The sequence below is a fragment of the Desulfobulbaceae bacterium genome, from assembly GCA_015231515.1.
Lineage (GTDB): Bacteria > Desulfobacterota > Desulfobulbia > Desulfobulbales > VMSU01 > JADGBM01.
Map to the genome: position 1 here is coordinate 1 of JADGBM010000046.1, position 21,530 is coordinate 21,530.

General features: G+C 47.4%; 17 protein-coding genes, 4 tRNA genes and 1 pseudogene. 12 read left to right on the plus strand and 10 right to left on the minus strand.

Features of this window, described 5'->3' with window-relative positions:
- The first annotated feature begins 280 nt into the window (after positions 1 to 280).
- The 6 genes from HQK80_08865 (at position 281) to HQK80_08890 (ending at position 7,421) form a co-directional block, all read left to right on the plus strand.
- A complete protein-coding gene (locus HQK80_08865) occupies positions 281 to 1,072 on the plus strand; it encodes an outer membrane lipoprotein-sorting protein (protein MBF0222324.1) in 792 nt (263 codons plus the stop codon).
- Between the two features lie 10 nt (positions 1,073 to 1,082).
- On the plus strand, positions 1,083 to 2,354 hold the full coding sequence (locus HQK80_08870) for a hypothetical protein (GenBank protein MBF0222325.1): 1,272 nt from the start codon (positions 1,083 to 1,085) through the stop codon (positions 2,352 to 2,354).
- Between the two features lie 23 nt (positions 2,355 to 2,377).
- Entirely contained in the window at positions 2,378 to 2,584 is a 207-nt protein-coding gene (locus tag HQK80_08875) for a DUF2892 domain-containing protein (protein MBF0222326.1), read from the plus strand.
- A 31-nt stretch (positions 2,585 to 2,615) separates the two neighbouring features.
- Entirely contained in the window at positions 2,616 to 3,911 is a 1,296-nt protein-coding gene (locus HQK80_08880) for a P-loop NTPase (GenBank protein ID MBF0222327.1), read from the plus strand.
- A gap of 140 nt (positions 3,912 to 4,051) precedes the next feature.
- The gene (locus HQK80_08885; GenBank protein ID MBF0222328.1) at positions 4,052 to 5,749 is read left to right on the plus strand and encodes a bifunctional sulfate adenylyltransferase/adenylylsulfate kinase; all 1,698 of its coding nucleotides are present in this window, start codon (positions 4,052 to 4,054) and stop codon (positions 5,747 to 5,749) included.
- Positions 5,750 to 5,870: 121 nt separating this feature from the next.
- Positions 5,871 to 7,421: a DUF3365 domain-containing protein gene (locus HQK80_08890; protein MBF0222329.1), complete on the plus strand. Its 1,551-nt coding sequence runs from the start codon at positions 5,871 to 5,873 to the stop codon at positions 7,419 to 7,421.
- A 186-nt stretch (positions 7,422 to 7,607) separates the two neighbouring features.
- Here HQK80_08890 and HQK80_08895 read toward each other — a convergent pair whose 3' ends face one another.
- Entirely contained in the window at positions 7,608 to 9,980 is a 2,373-nt protein-coding gene (locus HQK80_08895; GenBank protein ID MBF0222330.1) for a DUF3365 domain-containing protein, read from the minus strand.
- Positions 9,977 to 12,964, minus strand: a complete 2,988-nt coding sequence (locus tag HQK80_08900) for a transporter substrate-binding domain-containing protein (protein ID MBF0222331.1) — start codon at positions 12,962 to 12,964, stop codon at positions 9,977 to 9,979. The genes HQK80_08895 and HQK80_08900 overlap by 4 nt, the downstream gene beginning before the upstream one ends.
- A gap of 157 nt (positions 12,965 to 13,121) precedes the next feature.
- On the opposite strand from HQK80_08900, the gene HQK80_08905 reads away from it, so the two are divergent.
- Complete coding sequence (locus tag HQK80_08905; GenBank protein MBF0222332.1) at positions 13,122 to 13,436, plus strand: diacylglycerol kinase; 315 nt, start codon at positions 13,122 to 13,124, stop codon at positions 13,434 to 13,436.
- Positions 13,437 to 13,582: 146 nt separating this feature from the next.
- Here HQK80_08905 and HQK80_08910 read toward each other — a convergent pair.
- The 8 genes from HQK80_08910 to rdgC all read right to left on the minus strand — a co-directional run bounded on the left by HQK80_08910 (position 13,583) and on the right by rdgC (position 19,860).
- Positions 13,583 to 13,674, minus strand: a tRNA-Ser gene (locus tag HQK80_08910).
- Between the two features lie 10 nt (positions 13,675 to 13,684).
- A tRNA-Ser gene (locus HQK80_08915) sits at positions 13,685 to 13,770 on the minus strand.
- Between the two features lie 60 nt (positions 13,771 to 13,830).
- Entirely contained in the window at positions 13,831 to 15,210 is a 1,380-nt protein-coding gene (radA, locus tag HQK80_08920; GenBank protein ID MBF0222333.1) for a DNA repair protein RadA, read from the minus strand.
- A 56-nt stretch (positions 15,211 to 15,266) separates the two neighbouring features.
- Positions 15,267 to 16,400, minus strand: a complete 1,134-nt coding sequence (gene hemW / locus HQK80_08925; protein ID MBF0222334.1) for a radical SAM family heme chaperone HemW — start codon at positions 16,398 to 16,400, stop codon at positions 15,267 to 15,269.
- A gap of 36 nt (positions 16,401 to 16,436) precedes the next feature.
- On the minus strand, positions 16,437 to 17,162 hold the full coding sequence (radC, locus tag HQK80_08930; GenBank protein ID MBF0222335.1) for a DNA repair protein RadC: 726 nt from the start codon (positions 17,160 to 17,162) through the stop codon (positions 16,437 to 16,439).
- 20 nt (positions 17,163 to 17,182) lie between these two features.
- Positions 17,183 to 18,622 (minus strand): Asp-tRNA(Asn)/Glu-tRNA(Gln) amidotransferase subunit GatB, encoded by a 1,440-nt coding sequence (gene gatB / locus HQK80_08935; GenBank protein ID MBF0222336.1) that lies wholly within the window; start codon positions 18,620 to 18,622, stop codon positions 17,183 to 17,185.
- A 75-nt stretch (positions 18,623 to 18,697) separates the two neighbouring features.
- Positions 18,698 to 19,231 (minus strand): hypothetical protein, encoded by a 534-nt coding sequence (locus HQK80_08940; GenBank protein MBF0222337.1) that lies wholly within the window; start codon positions 19,229 to 19,231, stop codon positions 18,698 to 18,700.
- A gap of 23 nt (positions 19,232 to 19,254) precedes the next feature.
- Positions 19,255 to 19,860 (minus strand): recombination-associated protein RdgC, encoded by a 606-nt coding sequence (gene rdgC / locus HQK80_08945; protein ID MBF0222338.1) that lies wholly within the window; start codon positions 19,858 to 19,860, stop codon positions 19,255 to 19,257.
- Between the two features lie 279 nt (positions 19,861 to 20,139).
- Between rdgC and HQK80_08950 the strand changes: the two genes are divergently transcribed.
- The 5 genes and pseudogenes from HQK80_08950 to HQK80_08970 all read left to right on the plus strand — a co-directional run.
- Positions 20,140 to 20,215: transfer RNA gene (locus HQK80_08950), tRNA-Lys, on the plus strand.
- Between the two features lie 5 nt (positions 20,216 to 20,220).
- Positions 20,221 to 20,298 (plus strand) — tRNA-Glu (locus HQK80_08955).
- Between the two features lie 167 nt (positions 20,299 to 20,465).
- Positions 20,466 to 20,699: a hypothetical protein gene (locus HQK80_08960; protein MBF0222339.1), complete on the plus strand. Its 234-nt coding sequence runs from the start codon at positions 20,466 to 20,468 to the stop codon at positions 20,697 to 20,699.
- Positions 20,686 to 20,808: pseudogene (locus tag HQK80_08965) on the plus strand (VapC toxin family PIN domain ribonuclease). The gene HQK80_08960 and the pseudogene HQK80_08965 overlap by 14 nt, the downstream one beginning before the upstream one ends.
- A 247-nt stretch (positions 20,809 to 21,055) precedes the next feature.
- Positions 21,056 to 21,530: FAD:protein FMN transferase (locus HQK80_08970; GenBank protein MBF0222340.1), on the plus strand; the 475-nt coding region annotated here is incomplete at its 3' end.

Genomic DNA, 21,530 nt, shown 5'->3' on the forward strand with positions numbered 1-21,530 from the left:
CGTTATTGTTATTGCGGTGGGATTTATACCCCTGCTGGCAGCGCCTCTGGTTCCCTACCAAACTGTCGGGTTCTTACTGGCAAGCATCATGGCAATCTCTGGACTTTCCACCATGCTGATTTTGCCTGCCCTTATAACTTTATTTGAAAAACGGCTATTTAAAGTTAGCTCGTAGCTCGTAGCTGTTAGCGGTTAGCGGTTAGCTAAATGCTAAATGTAAATGCTAATAAACCGACAAAACGCGACTTTTTGTTCAACTACTAATTACAGGAGCGACGCCATGAAAACCACCATTGCCATTCTTTTACTTGCCGGACTTCAGTTCCTCGTTCCCACCAGTGGAGAAAGTGCCCCAGACGTCAATCAGATCATTGAAAAAACCAACCATGCCGCCTATTATGCCGGCGATGATGGTAAAGCCCAGGTGTCCATGCGCATTATCGATGCCCAGGGCCGAGAGCGCACCCGAGAGTTTAATATTTTACGCCGCGACAGCTCTGATGGCGGCAAACAGCAGTTCTACGTCTACTTTAAAAAACCAAGCGATGTCCGTAAAATGGTCTTTATGGTGCACAAGAACATCGACAGAGATGATGACCGCTGGCTCTACCTGCCGGCTCTTTCTCTGGTTAAACGCATCGCCGCCTCAGACAAACGTACAAGTTTTGTGGGCTCCCATTTTTTCTATGAAGATGTTTCAGGCCGACCGCCCAAAGATGACACGCATGAGCTGATTGAAGAAAATGACACCTACTATGTGATCAAAAACACGCCCAAAGTTGCTGATTCTGTTGAGTTCGCCTCGTATACTGTCTGGATTGATAAAGCTACGTTCATGCCAAAGAAAGCCGAGTACATAAACAAAAATGGCGAGAAATACCGGCTGGTCGAGGCCCTGGAAACCCAGACCATACAAGGCTTCCCCACTGTAATCAAATCACGGGTTGCCGATCTACTCGATGGCGGAGAAACAATCAGCGAGTTCAGTAATATTTCATATAATATTGGCTTGGCCGAAGATATCTTTACGGAACGCTACCTTCATAAACCCCCAGATGAAGCCCGCAGGTAAGGTGGCTCTGATGATAAAATTTTCACTGCCAATAGTTGTGTTCCTGCTTTTCTGCATAACGCCGCAGCAAGTTTTGGCAACCCTCCGAGACACGCTCTACGATGACTACCGAACCGATTTTTATAGTTTCGTAGAGGTTCGCAACGGATGGCGGGTCGACAGAAATCAGGATGAAAAAGATGCCTCCATTGCCGAGAGTCGCCTACAAGTTGCCTTGTCGACAGACCTTAGCAAGGCAATAGTTAAGTTCAAAGGCGATCTTGTTGGTGATCTTGTTGAGGAAGAGAGTCGTGCTGAACTGCGCGATTTATCCATATCTTTTTCCCCTCTAAATAACGTCGATGTCATAGCAGGACGACAGATTATAACCTGGGGAACAGGCGATCTTGTTTTTATTAATGACCTTTTCGCTAAGGATTGGGAGTCATTTTTCATTGGCCGGGATACCGAGTATTTAAAAGCACCCAGCGATGCCTTAAAAACCAGTATTTTTTTTGACGCTGTTAATCTTGATCTTGTCTATATGCCGGTATTTCACGGCTCACAATTTATTGATGGAACCCGCATCTCCTATTGGAACAACCTTTCCAGTAAAACTGGTGATCGTTCGCTCACCGTCTTAGATGAAGACAGAAACCGTTTTGGTAATGACAGCGAGTTTGCAGCCCGTTTATCTAAGAATATCAGCGCCACCGAACTTGCGCTTTATATCTATTCCGGCTTTTGGCAGACTCCTGAAGGAGTCAACAGCACAACGTGGAACCTCATCTACCCAAGACTCTCGGTTTACGGATTGAGCCTGCGGGCGCCGCTACTGGGAGGAATAGCAAACTTCGAAACCGGCTACTATGATTCCAGGCAAGACCCTGATGGCGACAATGGCTTTGTTCGCAACAGTGAAATTCGCTTTCTGGTTGGCTTCGAGCACGAATTAGGTACTGACTTCACCGGCGCCTTTCAATATTATCTCGAACTCAAACAAGACTATGACGCCTATGAACGTTCATTTAGCGGAGTAAAAAGCGATGATGAATATCGACATCTTCTCACAGCCCGCTTGACCAAACTGCTGATGAATCAGAACTTAAGCCTATCACTTTTCAGTTACTACTCGCCCTCAGACCATGACGCCTATTTGCGCCCGAAAGCCAACTATAAGTTGACCGATCAATGGGCCTTGGAAGCAGGTGGTAATATTTTCATTGGCAAAGATGACCAGACTTTTTTCGGTCAATTTGAGGATAATACGAATATTTATACAAGCCTACGCTGGAGTTACTAACACAAATTTGACGGAGAGTTATTATGGTTGTTAACGACTGGATTCACACAACTGCAGGTACTTTTATACTGGTAAGCCTCGCCCTCGGAACCTGGGTGCACCCCTACTGGCTCTTCATGACCGCCTTTGTCGGTGCCAACCTGTTCCAGTATGGCCTGACGAAATTTTGTCCGCTGGGAATCATTCTAAAAAAACTTGGTGTGCCGGATTCTAAAAAATCCTGTTGCTAAATCAACGAGTCAGTTCAAGGTCGCCCCGTCTGTGATACAGATTGAAAAACTTAATGCGCAAGAGTCACAAAAGGTGCAAACGGCCTGCGCCTTGCTTTTTTCGGCAAAGACCACCCACGAGCCCTCATTTTACCAAGATCTGACCCTTGAAAAAATTAAACTGTCATACCGCAGCAAAACAAAGCTTTACCATCCGGATAAAAACCTCGGGGAGCCGGAGGCAGTTGCTCGTGTTCGTATTGAACGATTCATAAAAATCCAAGAAGCCTATCAATACCTTACCTCATTTGCAAAACCAGTCACAACAAAACAGGTTTTTGAACGTCGTGACCCCTTTCAGGAACGCCGACCTCCCGGCAGCGAACGTCGCAACAGGGCACCATATAGTGAAGCATCGTCTTCCGAAAAAATCTCTCGGCCTGCAAAAATAGTTGCCATTGGCGGCGCCAAAGGCGGAATTGGCAAAAGCATTTTTGCCGCCAATTTAGCGGTATATCTCTCTTCTCAAAAGAAAAAAACCGTGGCCATTGATCTTGACCTTGGGGGCGCAAATCTTCACCTATATCTGGGCGAGACCTTCCTCAAACACAATTTGAATGATTATTTTGACAGGTCCATACCAAATCTTGAAGATATTATGATGCAGACTAAGTTCGGGCCAGGACTCATTGGTGGCGACAGTGGCCGACTTGGTGCAGCCAACCTGCATTTTGCCAAAAAATTAAAGCTTATGAGCAGTCTTCGCAAACTCAACACTGATTATATCATTGTTGATCTGGGTGGCGACACCACCCACAATATAATGGATTTCTTCCTCATGGCTGACTATCAGTTTGTGATGACCTCATCAGAACCGGCCTCATATCTTGATGCCTATACGTTTTTGAAAATAGCAATTTTTCGAAAATTAAGCAGAATATTCGGCGCCGAGTCACCCTTTCACAGCAAAAAAAATCCAGAACTTGAAGAACTCATTAAAATGACCCTCAACCCGTCTGGCGAGATCAAGAGCTTCCATTCTCTCATTGAACTTGTCAAGGATACTCAGCCCCACAACCTCGATATTCTTCAACAGACTATTTCATCGTTTGCCCCGTACTTAATAGTTAACCGCGTCTCATATGAACCAGATGTCAATGATTTTGTTGCACGGATTCAATCTGTACTGTGGAAAACCACGGCTACTCGAATTAATTTCATCGGCACCCTACCCCGTGCTGATGACGTCGAGTCAAGTGCCCGCCTGCTTGTACCTATTATGTCCCAAAAGGCCTCAAGTCCCTTCAGCAAAGCCCTCAAACAAATTGCTTCAAAAGTTTTTCTTTAATCCAGACAAACGGCTCCGAAGAACCTTTCATCCATATGAATACTGTTTGAATTTTGTCCCCAAAAGGCCTACAATAGCAGCATGAAAAAGCTCCCTTCCGTTACCTTCGGTCAAATAATTCATCACAGGGTATCAAATCCATGAAAGACTATTCAGAGAGCCTGCTTGTTCACTTTCGACGTACAGAGGAGTTAAAGAAAGAAGCTATCTCATATCCATACATTGATTTAAACAGACGCCAACTATGCGACCTGGAACTTCTGCTCAGCCGCGCCTTTTATCCCCTTAAAGGATATCTCAACCAGGAAGATTACAATGCCGTGCTGGATACTATGCATCTGGCTGACGGTTCAGTGTGGTCTATTCCTATCTGCCTTGATGTGCCTGAGACAAAAGCCCAAGCACTGAAACCAGGACAAAAGATTGCAATCAACGATGAAGAGGGTTTTATGCTGGCCGTGCTCACCGTTGGTGACATCTGGAAACCAGATAAAAAGTATGAAGCCCTCAAGGTTTATGGAACCGATGACCCACAAAAACACCCTGGGGTTCGTCACCTTTACGATCACGACGGTGAGTGGTATATCGGCGGCTCCCTGGAGGGCCTTCATCTGCCACTGCATTATGATTTTAAGGAGATTCGACTGACTCCGGCCGAGACCACGCGGCGGTTTTCGCAAAGTGGTTGGCGGCGAGTTCTCGGCTTTCACACCGATGACTACCTGCATTGCGCTCACCACGAAATGGTCCTCAGGGCTGCCCGTGAAGCAGGGGCCAATATTTTCCTGCAACCAGTAGTCGGTCTTGATCACCCTGGAAACATTGATCATTACACCCATGTCCGTTGTTACGAAGAGATCGTTAAGCAGTTTCCACGGAACATGAGCGCTCTCAGCCTTATTCCCCTGGCAAACCGTTGGGCTGGCCCCCGCGAAGCTCTCTGGCACGCCATAATCAAGAAAAATTTCGGCTGTAGTCATTTTCTTGTTGCCGATAACCACGGCGATCCTTTCGCCCAAAGCCAAAACGCTGCCTTATTCTATCCTCTCCATAGTGCCCAGGAAACCGTCAGACAGTTTGAGTCGGAAACCGGCATAATAATGGTGCCCATGGAAACGATGGTATATGTGGAGGACAAGGCCCAATATATTCCCAAAAGCCAGGCCACGGCAGAGATGAAGATTAAGGATATCTCCTCAGTAGAGCTCAAACGACGCCTGCAAGAGGACCTGGAGATACCTGAATGGTTTTCATTCCCCTCAGTTGTTGCTGAACTCAAACGAGCCTTCCCCCCTCGTTCAAAACAGGGCTTTACAGTTTTTATCAGCGGCCTTTCCGGTTCCGGAAAATCAACTCTGGCCAAGGCCCTTATGGTAAAGTTTATGGAGATGCGCGATCGCCCAGTAACTCTTCTGGATGGTGACATTGTTCGAAAAAACCTGTCCAGTGAACTAAATTTTTCCAAAGAACACCGAAACCTCAATATCATCAGAATCGGCTTTGTCGCCAGTGAAATTACCAAGAACGGTGGTATCGCTTTGTGCGCGCCCATCGCCCCCTACGAAGAATCACGCCAGGCCAACCGAGAACTGATCAGCCGCTACGGAGGCTTTATCGAGGTCTACGTTTCAACCCCCCTTGAGACCTGTGAACAACGTGACCGGAAGGGTCTGTATGCTAAAGCCCGAGCCGGAAAGGTCAAGGGCGTTACCGGTGTTTCCGACCCCTATATTCCGCCATCAAACCCCGAGATAACCATCGACACCTCTGAGATCACCCCGGCCGAAGGTGCTCAAGAAATCCTTCTTTACCTTGAGGAGCAAGGATACATTTATTAAAGGAACGCTAAAAAAGCCGTTATCCAACAAAAACCACAATGTTGTTTGACAACCACAATTCGCTTATGACATAATTTTGTAACAACACCCTCTCCTACTCTCCCAGATAAAGGATAAAATTATGGATATGCAGCAATGGTCTCTTCGTGGCAAACTCGTGCTTTTGGGCGTCCTACTCCCCGCCATCCTATTGATAGTTTTATTCAAAATGTACATAGCAGAATCCCACAACAAAACCGTTACGGCCTTTGTTGATAAAGCCCGCGCTATCTGCCTCACAGCTGAATCTACGCGAGAAGAGATGGAGAATAAATGGGCTCTGGGAATCTTCAGCTTTGAGCAGATTAAAGAGTACGCCAATGCTGGTAAGAAAGATGCCGTTTTAGGTGTTATCCCTGTCGTTAGTGCTTGGAATTCGGCCATGCGTAAAGCCAATGAAGGTGGGTACACATTCAGGGTTCCTAAATTTGAACCCCGCCGCCCGGAAAACACTCCCGACCCCATCGAAGCAGAGGCCCTAAACCAGATGAAGGATAACAACTTATCTGAGTACTACGTGATAGATGAATCTCTTAATGCAGTCCGCTATTTTCGTCCGGTGCGTCTCTCCGCCACCTGCCTTTATTGCCATGGCGCCCCTTCTTTGTCGAAAGAGTACTGGGGGAACAGCGATGGCATCGACCCCACCGGAGGGCCCATGGAAGACTGGAAGGTTGGCGAAATCCATGGTGCTTTTGAGGTTATTCAATCCCTTGATGAAGCCGACCAACAACTCAGTGCGGCAATTCGTAAAGGGGCCAGCGTTGTAGCCCTTGGTCTGGCAATTATGGCCATCATGTTCGGGACTTTAGTTCTCCGCCTCATTTCAAACTCAGTGATCAAGCCAATCAGTAAAATTATCATTGAACTTAAAGCCAATGCCGCCAACCTTCTGGATGCCTCAAATCATGTTGCTTCCTCAAGCAGCCAACTCTCAGAGGGTGCGCAAACACAGGCCTCAAGTATTGAAGAGACCTCCTCGGCCCTTGAAGAGGTCTCTTCGATGAGTCGCGCCAATGCCGAAAATGTCATTGAAGCCAGCAACAAGGCCGCTGAGGCGAAAGGCTCGGCGGAATCAGCGCAAATCAGCATGACCAAAATGAAAGCCGCCATCGGCAGCATCAAAGAGTCCTCTGACCAGACCGCCTCGATCATGAAAACAATTGACGAGATAGCCTTTCAAACTAACCTTCTGGCTTTAAACGCCGCCGTTGAAGCAGCTCGTGCCGGTGAAGCCGGGGCAGGCTTTGCGGTGGTTGCCGAAGAAGTTCGCTCGCTGGCACTTCGTAGTGCAGAGGCTGCCAAGTCGACAGCTACACTAATTGAAGGTTCACAGGAAAATGCCAACAATGGTGTTTTTGCAGCAGAAGAGGTTGCTGGAATTCTTGATCAGATTCTTGACAATGTCAAAAAGGTCAGCGCTCTAGCCAATGACATTACTGTTGCCAGCAAGGAACAGGCTATCGGTGTAACGCAAATAAATGAGGCCATCAGTGAAGTTGATAAAGTCACCCAATCGAATGCCGCTGTTTCGGAGGCTGCGGCCGCGGCCTCTGAAGAGTTGAGTGGCCAGGCTCAAGCCCTTAACTCGATGGTTAGTGACCTGGCCAGAATAGTTGGCGTCAAATCGTAGGTTTGAGGTTAGGGGTTAAAGGATGACCAGCGGTGTCATTGCGAGGAGTGACAACGACAAAGCAATCCAGGCTTTTCGAAACTACTCTGGATTGCCGCGCTGCGCTCGCAATGACGGAGATTGATCCGCCCTACTTTATTTCTGTATATGTACCATGGGCGAATTCCTGTTCTCTGTAGGAGCCTGCTAAGTATCAGGCTTTTCATCCAACACCTTCCGGATCAACTTGGCAATTACCCCTTTCGTGAGTGGTTTTAAGGCAAACTCTTTTATGCCAAGGGCTTTTGCAGAGTCTTCGTCAATAAGATTGCTATAGCCGGTGCAGAGGATAATCGGCATGCCGGGCCGAATCTGTAGAATTCGTCTGGCAAGGTCAGAACCTGTCATGCCGGGCATGGTTTGATCGGTTATAATGACATCAAAGGCCTCAGGATCATTTTGGAATATCGCTAGTGCCTCAAGACTACTCTGCCGGACAGTGACACGATAGCCGAGCCGCTCCAGCATCCCCTTTCCCATCGTAGCCAAAATATCCTCGTCGTCAACAAAGAGGATATGCTCGCTCCCCAACTGAATTTGCTCCTTATGGCCGGCTAAGGGGAGTTCTTGCTCTGCAACAACCGGGAAGTAGACATGAAACGTCGTGCCTTCACCAAGTTTACTCTCGACAGTAATGCCGCCACCATAACTGACAATAATTCCGTGACTGATAGCCAGCCCCATTCCGGTTCCCTTGCCCTGTTCTTTGGTGGTGAAGTACGGATTAAAAATTTTATCAATCACATCTGGGCCTATTCCAGAACCGGTATCGGAGACAACAAGCTCAACGTATTCTCCGGCTTTCATGCCTGGGGTTATCTGTCTATCTTCACCTAAATAGACCTTTTTCAGCTGAATTTTCAGGATACCGCCAGTCGCTTCCATCGCCTGATAGGCATTTGTACAGAGGTTCATCAGTATTTGGTGAACCTGAGTTGGGTCAGCGCAGACAACCCCACAGTTGGAGTCGATTTCATCTTGAATCTCAATGGTGGTTGGGATGGATGAACGAAGCATCTTTAATGTTTCTTTGATGAGCGCTTGAAGCTGAAGGGCGATGCGTTGTATTTTTTCCTGCCGGCTGAAGGCCAGGATTTGTTTAACAAGCTCCTTAGCTCGGTTGCCGGCATCAAGTACTTTTTCTATATCTTCGATGGACTTAGCTTGCGGATCCATGTCGTCCTTGACCATCTCCGCATATCCAAGAACAATCGAGAGGATATTGTTAAAATCATGGGCAATGCCGCCTGCCATGGTGCCAACCGCTTCCATTTTATGGGCTTGCTGCAGCCGTTTTTCAAGTTCTTTTTTCTCAGCCTCCTTGCGCCTCTGTTCGGTAATATCCTCAAACACACCGAGCACCCCATAAACCTCCCCATCCCCATTGATTAAGGGCACTTTGGAGGTGTCAATCCAGCGCCTGCTCCCGTCTGCCAGTTGCAACGGCTCAACGATGTGCAGTTTTGGCTGATTAGTTTTCAATACTTCCTGATCATCGGCCCGGTAGGCCTCAGCTTCATGTTTGGGCCAGGGCAGATCAAAATCTGTCTTGCCTTTAATCAGCTCCGGCTCATCAACTCCGACGGATTTTGCAAAGAACCGGTTACAGCCCAGATAAACACCATTACAATCCTTCCAGAAGATTGCTTGAGGTGTCGTATCTAAAATCTGTTTAAGAGTAGAACGGTTCTGACGTAATATCTCCTCAGTACGTTTCCGTTGTTCAACCTCACTTTCTAACAATGTTGTTCGTTTTGAAACCAGTGAGCGCAGTCGGGTATTAAAGAAAAAGAGAGTTCCAAAGGCCATGAATCCAACAAATATTGTCAAACCGATTACATAAATGTACCTATACTCGTGTTCCAGAGGGGCCCGAATAGAAGTTATAGCACGAATTTCATCAATTTTTTCATTAAAGCCGCCCTGGCCGGGATAGCGCTGCTGCAACTCGGGAGGCGCATCTTCACGCTTGCCGTGGCAGCGCAGACAACGGGCCCCATTTTCAAGAAAGGGTATCGCCACATAGAGAACTTTTGCGCCATCAATCTCAACTATCTCCCGGTAGGATTTCACATCCCGCTTCTCATTAAACATTTTGATCAATTTCTGTTCCAAGGCATCGGCCTTGTTGACAGGATTACGAGGGTTGTTGGCAGCCAGCTTATAGTATAGTTCCGGATAGCCAGCGTTCTGGCGCTCCTGGTTGTAAAAGGCATGCTGATTTCTGACGATAAACGATGATGACAGGAGTTCCGGGGCATAGAACGTAGCCGGAATTTTTCTTTCGTCTTGGTACATGGTGTAGGCTGGTATCAAGGTGTTCTGCACATAGTGATGAATTCCCTTATGGGACAAAAGCAGGTTGGTAACGTTCTCCTCGGCTCTGGCAAGGACATAGGCCTGAAACATCCAGGAAAAAGCAGCGGCGGCTACTATCATGGTAAGAGCTGCAATAACCAACGAGACCAGGGCCCGTTGCTTTGCCGCCCCCAGCTCACCAGAGGAGATTAATTTTCTCATACAGACTCCAAAACATTACGAACCAACCGGGCAATCGTCGCCTTTGTAAGGGGTTTTAAGGCAAACTCTTTTATGCCGAGGGCCTTTGCAGAATCCTCATCAATAAGATTGCTGTAGCCGGTGCAGAGAATAATCGGCATGTCGGGCCGGATCTGCAGCATCCGTCTGGCGAGATCAGAGCCGGTCATGTCAGGCATAGTCTGGTCGGTTATGACTACATCAAATTCGTTGGGACTCTTTTGGAATATTGCCAGTGCCTCGATACTACTGCGTCGCACAGTGACATAATATCCAAGCCTTTCAAGCATATTTTTGCCCATTTCAGCCAGAAGCTCTTCATCGTCAACAAATAATATCCGTTCCTTCCCAACTGGAATATCTTCCGCTTCTTTTATTTGCGGTAAAGCGTCTCTAGCAACTACAGGAAAATAGATATGAAAAGTCGATCCCTGTCCTAACGTACTTTCAACCGTTATCGCCCCACCGCAATCCTTCATTATCCCATGAGTAATTGACAAACCCATACCGGTGCCCCTGCCAATTTCTTTGGTTGTAAAGTAGGGGTTAAATATCTTATCAATAACATCAGGCGCTATTCCTGAACCGGTGTCGGAAACGATAAGCTCAACGTATTCACCCGCGGCAACATGCAAAAGCATTTTTTTATCATCATCAGCGACGACCGTAGTCTTCATGGAAACTGAAAGCACTCCGCCGGAGCTCTCCATGGCATGATAGGCATTGGTACTTAAATTCATTATGATTTGATGAATCTGGGTCGGGTCTGCCAGGATACTTCCACTCTGGTGGGCGATATCTTGAACAATGCTTATTGTGGTCGGGATTGAAGAGCGAACCATCTTCAACGCCTCTTTAATCAACGGCTGTATTTTTATTGGTATACGTTCAACTTGAGATTGCCTGCTAAATGCCAGAATCTGCTTCACAAGCTGCGCTGCTCTGTTTGCTGCCTTTGATATTTTATCAAGGTCTTCTTTAATCTTTGAGCCAGGAGGCGCATCCTCTTTTGCCAAATCAGTATAGCCAAGGATTACGCCCAAGATATTATTGAAATCATGGGCAATACCGCCGGCAAGTGTACCGATAGCCTCCATTTTCTGCGCTTGATGGAGGCGGCCCTCCATCTCCTGTTTTTCTCTCTCCACACTCATCCGCTCGATCTCAGCGGAGGCCCTGGCCGCAATAACAGACATTAAATCCGCCGCCCGCTCCGGAAGAATCAGCTTCTTTTTAGACATAACACAGAGTATTCCTACTGCTGTGCCGTTTTGATCTACTAAAGGGGCGCCTACATAGCCTACTGCGGCAATCTCATGCAATTCCCTGGACTCTGGAAAGAGGCGGCACACATCTTCCGGATAATGACTAAACCCGTTAACGAGGACATTGCCACAGGGAGTGCCTGGGGCCTGGTAACTAAAATTTTTAACGGGTTTGCCATCAAGCAGCATAGAAATGGCCTTAACAGTGGTAGGCCCGGCAAGTTCCCCCACTATGGCACACTCACTGTTGAAGGCCTGGCAAAGCTGAGTGCATATATTGTCTAATAATTGTTGGCCAGTAAATCCTACCGTAGTTTGCACTATCGTCTGGAACCTCTGCTCGGCCTGTTTGCGACCGGTAATGTCACGACCAATAGCCTTAGTACTTTTTAAACCCCCCTGAGAATCATATACAAAATTTACTGTCCACAGCATGGAGAAGCGTTCATCAGTTTTCAGGTTAATCTGGCGGTTTTCAATGGTAGATGACGACAGTTTTTGTGCCTCACAAAGCGCAAACCAATCGCGGGTCATCTTTTGGTCTTCGGGATGGATAAAATCAAAGGCTGAACGACCTATACATTTTTCTGGAGTAAGGCCAAAATATTTGGTGGCTTTACTGTTTACAAAGGTCAAAACCTCATCACTATCGGTCCTGGTTACCAAATCATCAGTCCCTTCGACAAAATCACGGTAATTGGTCTCGCTCTCAATTAATGTCTCTTCAATTTTCTTGCGCTCTTGAATTTCTAATCTCAAATTTTGAGTTTTCAGGTGAACTTGTCGATTCAGGTACCAGATGCCGACAATCGCCAGAATAAGCAGCACAGGAATAAGCACAATAAGTACAGATTTAATCAAAGTTGCCAGCGGCACAGATGGCGCAGGGAGGATCGGTTCAAACCATTTATCGTAAATCTCCGCATAGCTGCCATTAGCGAAAACAATAGCCAGGCCCTCGTTTAAGAAGGCCAGCAGCTCTTTTCGCCCTTCAGGTACGGCAAAACAGAATTTCTGTTCAAAGCCGGACAATATGACACTTCTCGGTTTCAGGCTGGCATCTCGAGTTTCAGAGACACTGACCACATTGGTAATGCCCAGTTTTTTGGTGAGCTGCAGACCCATGAGATACTGACACAAAACCGCATCATGCTTGCCGGAAGAGAGCAGTCTCATTGCCTCTTCAAAGGTGTCAGTCAAAATCAGCTTAGCTGGGATCTTTGAACTAATGGCATATTCATGTGAAGAATCATCCCGCATGACCAGGATTTCCTTATCTTTGAGATCGGCCTCGGTACGGATTGACCTATTCCCTTTGCGGACAAAAATCGTCCCGTGCATCTGTAGGTATGGGGCCGTAAAATCGAAGACCTTGTCGCGCTCCGGGGTGTAAGCAACCAGTGGCAGAACGTCAAGATAGCCATCGGCAAGTTGCTGCTTAATCTCATGCCAGGGCCCAACGGCTATATCGACTTTATGATGAGCTGCCTCAACAACAGCCTTTAACAGCTCGACCGAAAAACCATCGGCGGTTCCATCAGGTTTTACGACGGCAAAAGGAGGGTAGTCAAGTTCACTGGCAGATTTTAGTACCAGTAGCTGATCGTCGTTGTGAATTGCCAAAACTGTATTGGTACCAGCTCCGAGGAGGATTGCACATAAAACAGACAGACAGGCGAGGAGTCTTTGCGTAGGCGGCATAATATTTCCAAAATGGCGATACTGCAGGCTTCTAATTGGTGGGGACTTTCAAGAAATAGTATAGAAATAATACCACAAAGATCTATCGATGTGAAACTAAATATTGGTTGGTTGGTAGGCGCTTTATACCTGGAGATGGGAACATACAAACTGGGGCCTGCGTTTTGCCATCCGATATGACTTTAGCGTCGCTTACAAGTTTGTTCTATCGTCGATTGTCCTGGTGATCTTTTTTTATTTCAGGCAGTGGGTTGATTTTCTGATGATCCTGGCGGCCACCGGGCAGGTGCTGATTGTTGAAATGTTAAACAGTTCCATAGAGGCGCTGTGCGACTTTGTGGAGACCCATGAAAACATGAATATCAAAGTGATAAAGGACATAGCAGCCGCCGCTGCGGGCATCAGCATCCTTATCTGGGCGATTATCTTTTTGGTTGAGGTTGGCCGCTTGTGGGACTATTTTCAGAGGTAGTTGGGTTGAGCCGGAGAAACCCAACATTTTCTGACTTCAGAAATGGTACATGGAGGCGTATGCCTAGTTTAGAAATACTAAATTTGTATATTTCATAAACACGAAGAGCACAGAGAGCACGAAGAAAAGACTATTGAAAACCAAAATGGCGGAGAGGGAGAGATTCGAACTCTCGGATGAGTTTAACCCCATCACTCGCTTAGCAGGCGGGCACCATCGGCCTCTCGGTCACCTCTCCTAGTACTATATGGCGGAGGAAGTAGGATTCGAACCCACGGTACTTTCGCACAACGGTTTTCAAGACCGCCGCCTTCAACCACTCGGCCATTCCTCCGAATTTACCGAAAGGCACTTTTACCACTTCAATAAACGCATGTCAAGACCGGAAAAACGCTTACATAATTTTAGCCAAAACTGCAATCGCTTCACTCAGGGACTTGACACCATGCACCTGCATGCCGGCAACTTTTGCCTTGGGAACATTTGCACTTGGCACAATTGCTTTTGTGAAGCCATGTTTACTCGCTTCATGCAGCCGGGGCTGACCGTTGGGCACCGGCCTGATCTCGCCAGCTAAGCCCACTTCACCAAAAACAACGATATCGGCCGGTAAAGCCTTATCACGCATACTTGAAAAAATTGCCAGAATCAGGGCCAGATCGGCGCTGGTTTCAACAACCTTCACCCCGCCGACAACATTTACAAAAACATCCTTATCATAGCTGCTCACCCCACCGTGTCGATGCAAAACGGCAAGCAGCATTGTCAATCTATTTTGATCGAGTCCGACAGCAAGACGGCGAGGATGATCAGCATAACTTGGGTCAACAAGGGCCTGAATCTCGACAAGCAGAGGGCGGCTCCCCTCCCAGACAACCATCACGGCGCTACCGGGCATAGAGTGGTCATGGTTGGACAAAAAGATGGCCGACGGGTTCTTTACCTCTTTCAGGCCAGTCTCGGTCATGGCAAAAACACCAAGCTCATTTACCGCACCATAACGATTTTTGATAGCGCGCATAACCCTGAAACGCGAGTCACTGCCTCCTTCAAAATAGAGCACCACATCAATAATATGTTCAAGTACACGCGGCCCGGCAAGGCCGCCTGATTTTGTAACATGGCCAACAAGAAAAATTGCAATGCCGGTCTGCTTGGCAAATCGCGTCAAGAAAGCCGCACTCTCCCGCACCTGACTCACACCACCAGGGGCAGACGGCACTCCGGCAACCTGCATGGTCTGAATTGAATCAACCACCATGACCAAGGGCTTTTCCCTGAGTGCTATTGCACAAATATTTTCAACCTGAGTTTCAGCAAGCAGCAGAAGGTCATCATTAGCCATCCCCAGGCGCCGGGCACGCATGGTAATTTGTTGAAGAGACTCCTCACCGGTTATGTATAAGGCCTTCACTTCCTTTAATTGACAGCAGACCTGCAGCAAGGCCGTGCTTTTGCCGACACCGGGATCACCGCCGATTAAGACCACCGAACCGCGAACAAGTCCACCACCCAGAACACGATCAAGCTCACCCATGCCGGTTCCTATGCGCGGCATATGATCAATCGCCACATCCGCCATTCGTTGGACCTTGGCGGCCTCTCCAGCAAAGCCCACTAACCGGTTTGCAGCAGAGTTCCCCTTTTCAGCTAAATGCGCTGTAGCCGACTCCGCAACACAGTTCCAGGCTTCACACTCAGGACATTGCCCCGCCCACTTACTAAGAATAGATCCACAGGAACTGCATTCAAAAATTGTTCTGTTCTTTGCCATAAATGAATAGGGGGTTAGGGGTTAAGGGTTAGGGGCTAAGGGCTAAGGGCTAAGGGCTAGACAAGCTCAGACAATACCTGATTCGCCACCGGCAACGCCCTTGCCGTTAGCTTCATATAATCGTCATCGATATCTATCATATCTTCTGCCAACAACTTGCGCAGCGTCTCACCATAATAGGAAAGCGGTTTTAAATCGAATCGTTTTTCAAGCTGATTGAGATCGACACCTCGCAACATTCTCAATCCCATGATAACAGTTTCTCGAAATGAAGCCTCAGTTGAAAGGCCTTCAGCATATTCATAGGCAGGCTCATCTGCGGCAATCAACGTTGCATATTGCCCCGGATTATCGATATTTTTAAACCTGATACCATCAACATACGAAACTGCCCCAGCCCCCACGCCTAGATATGTTCCGTTTTCCCAATAATTACTGTTATGACGGCAAAAATATCCTGCTTTTGCGTAGTTGGATATCTCGTAGCGAAGATAGCCATGAGCTGGCAGCATGGTCTGGACAAGCTCTTCCATGGCAACTATCTCTGACTCGTCAGGAAGAATCAGAGCGCCCGCCTTAAGCCGGTCGTCAAACTGAGTCTTACCCTCAATTGTCAACTCGTAGAGAGCAATATGGGCAACATTAAGAGCCATTGCCTGCCCCAATGTTTTCTTGAAAGTGCCTACGGTCTGGCCAGGCAAACCATACATTAAATCAATATTGATATTAGTAAAGCCGGCGTTTCGGGCCATTTCTACGGCTCGCCGAGCCTCATCGACCGTGTGCGACCTGCCAAGCACCGCTAACAGATCTTCATCAAAGGCCTGAACACCAATACTTAAGCGATTAAAACCAGCCTCAAGCAGCAGATCGAGCGCTGATCGCGATACCGTATTTGGATTTGTTTCGATCGTCAGTTCAGCCAGTGTATCAATGGTAAAAATTTTACGACACGAACCCAGTAACCTGGAAATTTGCTCACCACTATAAATGGTTGGCGTGCCGCCACCAATAAATAGGGTGCCTATAGGCCTTGCCACATCCCAAATTCGCTTGAACTTTTCGCAATGAGCAACCAGAGAGTTGAGATATTTTTCAGGTGGAAGATCCCGGCATGGAAACGAATTAAACGAACAGTAATGACATTTCGTCCGACAGAAAGGGATGTGTATGTAGAGTCCGGCGTTCATAACTCACGCCCAACAGACGCTAGAGTCCTCTGACGATTAGCCAAGGGCTGCACATTCTTGCTTAATCTGTTCCATCAGGCCATGATCCGCAAAGCTGTAGGGCTGCTGGCTGCCACCCACGATAAAGTGATCCAGCACCGTGACCGTAACGTAGGACAGAGCGATATAAAGTTTTTTGGTAAGACGCCTATCTTCTGAGGATGGCTCAAGTTTTCCGGAAGGATGGTTGTGCCCTAAGACAACTGCCGTGGCGTTATAGGCGAGCGCTTTTTTGATGATTTCCCTGGGATAAATGGTGTTTGAGTTGATAGTGCCTTCGGCAAGAAACTCTGAGTCGATAATGGCATGACTTGTATCAAGAAACATGACCCAGAACACCTCTTTTTTCAGGTCACGCATAGCATGGACAAGATATTCGGCTACGTCACGGGATGAACTGATATACTGCTTGTCTTTAAGGCGCTGCCGCAGATAGCGACGGGCAACGGCATGAATAAAATGTATAGCAAAACTGTTTTTATCGCCAACGCCGTGAATCTTTGACAACTCGGGCTGAGACAACTCCAGAACATGGGCCAATGTCCCATACTCTTTTAACAGGGCGCGGGCTGGTTCCTTCGTGTCTTTTCGTGGAGTGCCAAGGGCAAGGATAAGTTCGAGAACTTCTGAATCAGTGAAGGCCTCAATCCCTTGAGCCAAAAATTTATCACGCAGCCGCTGTCGATGCCCAGCTCCCTTTTCTTGCCACTGATCTTTTTCCATAACACCAAATAAAGAAAAAGTTACTTGCCAAGTTCGGCCTGAAAGAGATCATTGGCCAGTTGAGGATTGGCCCGGCCCTTGGTCCGCTTCATTAACTGGCCGACGAAAAAGCCCATAACCTTAGTTTTCCCTTCCTTAAACTGCTCAACCAGAGCGGGGTTTTCCGCCATAATCTCCTGAACAACTTTAACCAACTCCCCTTCATCACTCACCTGACCGAGATTCTTTTCTTTAACAATTGCCTCGGGATTACCACCAGATTCCAGCATATCAGCAAAAACCGTTTTGGCAATTTTGCCGCTGATTGTGCCCTTATCAATCATTGTCAACAGCGCCGCCAGGTTTTCAGGAGACACCTTGCAGGCAGCAATACTTTCAGCCACATCACCTTCGCCCTTAAGCTCCCGCATCAACTCCGTCATTATCCAGTTACTGAGCTTTTTGGCATTGGCATACTTTTGGTAGGCAGCTTCAAAATAATCGGCAAGTTCTTTTGCCGAGGTAAGCACCTGGGCATCAAAACTGGGCAGACCAAGCTCAGTAATAAAACGAGACTTCATCTGATCCGGCAATTCTGGCAGGGTCTGCCTGATATCATCAATCCACTGGTCATCAATTACAATCGGGACAAGATCGGGGTCCGGGAAATATCTGTAGTCATGGGCCTCTTCCTTGCCGCGCATGGCATTGGTCACATTGCGGTCAGCATCCCATAAAAGGGTCTGTTGAATAACTTTCTCGCCTTCAAGCAAAATATCCCGTTGGCGACGCTCCTCATACTCCAAGGCCCGCTGCACATTACGAAAGGAGTTCATGTTCTTCAGCTCTGTTCTGGTGCCAAACTCCTTCTGGCCAACCGGTCTCAAGGAGATATTGGCATCACAGCGAAAACTGCCTTCCTGCATATTACCATCACAGACATCAAGATAGCGCACAATGGCATGAATTTTTTTTAAGTAAGCCACCGCCTCTTCCGGTGAACGCATATCAGGCTCACTGACGATCTCAAGCAGCGGCGTGGCGGCACGATTAAGATCGACATAGCTTTTCGGCTCTCGATCATCATGAATAAGCTTACCGGCATCCTCTTCCATATGGATTCGCGTCAGCCCAATCTTACGGATAGTGCCATCAACCTCGATCTCAATCCAGCCATGTTCGGTAATTGGCTTATCAAACTGCGAAACCTGATAGCCCTTTGGCAGATCAGGATAAAAATAGTTTTTCCGGGCAAACTGGTTAAACCGGTTAATCGTGCAGTTCGTCGCCAAACCAAGCTTAATGGCAAACTCAACCACTTTTTTATTAAGCACCGGCAGCACACCGGGCATCCCCAAACAAACCGGGCAGGTATTGGTGTTTGGATCGGCGCCAAACGATGTTGCACAACCACAAAAAATCTTCGTATTTGTTTTCAGCTGAGCGTGAACTTCAAGCCCGATGACTGTCTCAAATTCCATCTTCAAATCCTTAAAATAGTATTCAATAAGTTTGTAGTCGGAGCCGGAATTCCGCTCGACCAACACCCAAACTGATTATTTATCTTTTATCCATTTACGAAGCCGCAACAACTCGTTTTCCCAGTCATCGGACAGGCGGGAGTTAAGAAACATCCGAAACATTTCATCAACCAGATGCAGGGCCTGCTCATAGAGACTGATCTTCTCCAGTATCCTGCCCTCAACTGCCGCGGGGTCGTCAGATTCCTCACTGGTTGCCATGGTCTTTGGCGTTTTCACACTCTTAAAATCAAACATACTAGCCCGCAAGGTGAGATTCCACTCGTACTCGCCTCGGCCCAGCATGATTCTGGCCTGTTCCAGTTTTTTCCCCATGCGCAGGCCGGTTCGAGCTTCACTCATTTCAGCCTGTAAGCCCTGGCAGATAACCTTCTCACGGCTATCACCATCGCCATACTCCAAAAGGATATGCTTTTCAAAAACAACCATGACATCCCCTATGCCGGGAATATCGACGGCGCCGCCCCGCTCTTCACTTTTAAACCAGAGCCAGGTAACGAACTCTTGGCCTAGGAAACGCTTTTCTGCTATTATATCAACTAAATCCATCGTATTGTTCCCGTTCAAATTCGTTATATTAATATCGTTGGATTCAACTCTGCCAACCTCTCTTCCAAGGCAGGGTCAATCAATCTCCCGGCGGCCAGAAAAGGGACCTGAAGCACCAGGTGCAGATCAAACGTCTTCTTGAATAGATCTTCCAAAGAGGCCTGGGCCTTTCCACTTGTAGAGAAAAACAACACTGTGTTATCGCCAAGATTCCAGCACATGTCATACGTCGCCGGAACAGGCACCGCCTTCTTAGTAAGCATCAAGGTCATATTTTCTTTTATTTCCAATCTCTGACCGCGACTCAGCTTAGGAACCTGACGCTCTTTTTTCAGGCGTTCTTCTTCCTTCATGCAAAATTTCTTCAGTACCGCCGGCGCCACCTTGCGCTCATCAATTCTCATGGTGAGAGCAATATAATCCCCAGCAGCATAAGAGGCATAAGCAAACTCGGAATCAAACATATTCATTACCGATACCCAGCCAATCGAATGCTCTTCAAAAGAGTCATCAATATCACGAAAAGCATGCATTGCTATTCGCTCTGCCGCAAACTCCCAAAAACTGGCCGGCATATCACCTTCAACAGAAAAACGCACAAAAGATCCCGAGTTTGACAATAGTCCCATAGTTACAGCTCAAAAAAAGTAATAGTTGCACCGCGCACGACGGTGGCAGCAAATGCCGCTGGTTGAAACAGTATTATAGAGTGTTTCACAAGGCGTTAGATATAGCAGACCTGAGGCTGCCCTACAAGAAATTTTCGTTAAAGCTTACCGGTCCTTACACCTGTAAGACTACGTAGCAGGTTCCCCACCTTCAGTTATTATTTTTAAAAAATGGTTTTTTTTCGCAAGAAATGTTGACAGACAATTAATCTTATTGTAAATATGTGCAGCTTACGAGGCGGGTCGTTAACTCAGCCGGTAGAGTATCTGCCTTTTAAGCAGAGAGTCGCGCGTTCGAATCGCGCACGACCCACCATTTATGTCCCCATCGTCTAGTCAGGTCCAGGACACCGGCCTTTCACGCCGGCAACGCGGGTTCGAATCCCACTGGGGACGCCAGTAAAAATTCAAGGGTTTCAGCATATTTGCTGAAACCCTTTTTTTTTGTGCCTCCACCGTAGTGCCCTTCCTCCTTAGCCCTACAAAACTTTTCGTGGTAGAATTACTTTTGACTTAAGGGTAATTTATTTATAATGTAATTACATAGAATATATTTGGAGGAATCTATGGCCCAATTACACTGTTACATACCAGACGACGTTGCAGAGCAACTCCAGAAAAAAGCCAAACATGCCCACCTGTCAGTGTCCAAGTACCTGGCAAATCTGGTTAAAAAGGAGGTTGGTAGCGAATGGCCGGAAGGTTATTTCGAGCTCTTTGGTTCTTGGGAAGGAGAGCCGCTTCAACGACCGAAACAGGGTGAATTTAACAGGGCAAGGGAAATTGATTGGCCCAAATGACCTGCTAATTGCTGCCATTGCCCGTGCCCATGATGCAATTCTCGTCACTCACAACACCAGTGAGTTTGGTCGTATTATCGGCTTGAGGCTTGAGGACTGGGAAAACTGATTTTCGGCACCTGGCAATATAGCAAGGGTCTGCTTGTCCAGAACCAAAGCAAGGGGCGAAGTGCAAGCTATGATCTTTGCTGGCCAGATGATACGAATATTCCATAACTGATTTTGAAACAAATCAACGCCCACTTTATTTGCACGACTCTGCATTTATCGGGTATGGTAGCGTCAACACGATAAGAATAATTGCTAGCGCCTCGCCATTTGAAACCAATCACAAAGTCGACAGAAAGTAACTCACCATGCCAATCTGCCTTCGTTTACTCTGCCGCCACATAAAAGCTGTTCTGCTCTGCATACTGTTCTCGTTTTTTCTCTCTTGCTGCGCACCAACACCCGAGCAGACGATTCAGGGAAAAACCATGGGCACCACCTACCAGATAAAGCTGGCTAATTCGTCCATCCCCGCTGCAGATCTCAAACAAGATATTGATGCCCTGCTCGATACAATCAACATGAAAATGTCGACCTATATGGCCGAATCGGAGATATCACGATTTAACAGCTCTGAGAGCACCGACTGGCAATCTCTTTCAAACGAAACATTTACGGTCACAGAAAAAGCAGTTGAGGTGCATCAAAATTCGACTGGCGCCTTCGATATTACCGTCGGCCCACTCGTCAACCTCTGGGGTTTCGGACCAGACAAACGCCCCAGCAAAGTTCCATCTCAAGCCTCTATTGATTCGGCAATGGCCGTATCGGGCTCAAACTTCC

What these genes read in the sequence shown, in the direction of transcription:
- HQK80_08865 (MBF0222324.1), top strand. Translation starts at nt 281, where the DNA reads ATGAAAACCACCATTGCCATTCTTTTACTTGCCGGACTTCAGTTCCTC.
- HQK80_08870 (MBF0222325.1), top strand. Translation starts at nt 1,083, where the DNA reads ATGATAAAATTTTCACTGCCAATAGTTGTGTTCCTGCTTTTCTGCATA.
- HQK80_08875 (MBF0222326.1), top strand. Translation starts at nt 2,378, where the DNA reads ATGGTTGTTAACGACTGGATTCACACAACTGCAGGTACTTTTATACTG.
- HQK80_08885 (MBF0222328.1), top strand. Translation starts at nt 4,052, where the DNA reads ATGAAAGACTATTCAGAGAGCCTGCTTGTTCACTTTCGACGTACAGAG.
- HQK80_08890 (MBF0222329.1), top strand. Translation starts at nt 5,871, where the DNA reads ATGGATATGCAGCAATGGTCTCTTCGTGGCAAACTCGTGCTTTTGGGC.
- HQK80_08895 (MBF0222330.1), bottom strand. Translation starts at nt 9,980, where the DNA reads ATGAGAAAATTAATCTCCTCTGGTGAGCTGGGGGCGGCAAAGCAACGG.
- HQK80_08900 (MBF0222331.1), bottom strand. Translation starts at nt 12,964, where the DNA reads ATGCCGCCTACGCAAAGACTCCTCGCCTGTCTGTCTGTTTTATGTGCA.
- radA (MBF0222333.1), bottom strand. Translation starts at nt 15,210, where the DNA reads ATGGCAAAGAACAGAACAATTTTTGAATGCAGTTCCTGTGGATCTATT.
- hemW (MBF0222334.1), bottom strand. Translation starts at nt 16,400, where the DNA reads ATGAACGCCGGACTCTACATACACATCCCTTTCTGTCGGACGAAATGT.
- radC (MBF0222335.1), bottom strand. Translation starts at nt 17,162, where the DNA reads ATGGAAAAAGATCAGTGGCAAGAAAAGGGAGCTGGGCATCGACAGCGG.
- gatB (MBF0222336.1), bottom strand. Translation starts at nt 18,622, where the DNA reads ATGGAATTTGAGACAGTCATCGGGCTTGAAGTTCACGCTCAGCTGAAA.
- HQK80_08940 (MBF0222337.1), bottom strand. Translation starts at nt 19,231, where the DNA reads ATGGATTTAGTTGATATAATAGCAGAAAAGCGTTTCCTAGGCCAAGAG.
- rdgC (MBF0222338.1), bottom strand. Translation starts at nt 19,860, where the DNA reads ATGGGACTATTGTCAAACTCGGGATCTTTTGTGCGTTTTTCTGTTGAA.
- HQK80_08960 (MBF0222339.1), top strand. Translation starts at nt 20,466, where the DNA reads ATGGCCCAATTACACTGTTACATACCAGACGACGTTGCAGAGCAACTC.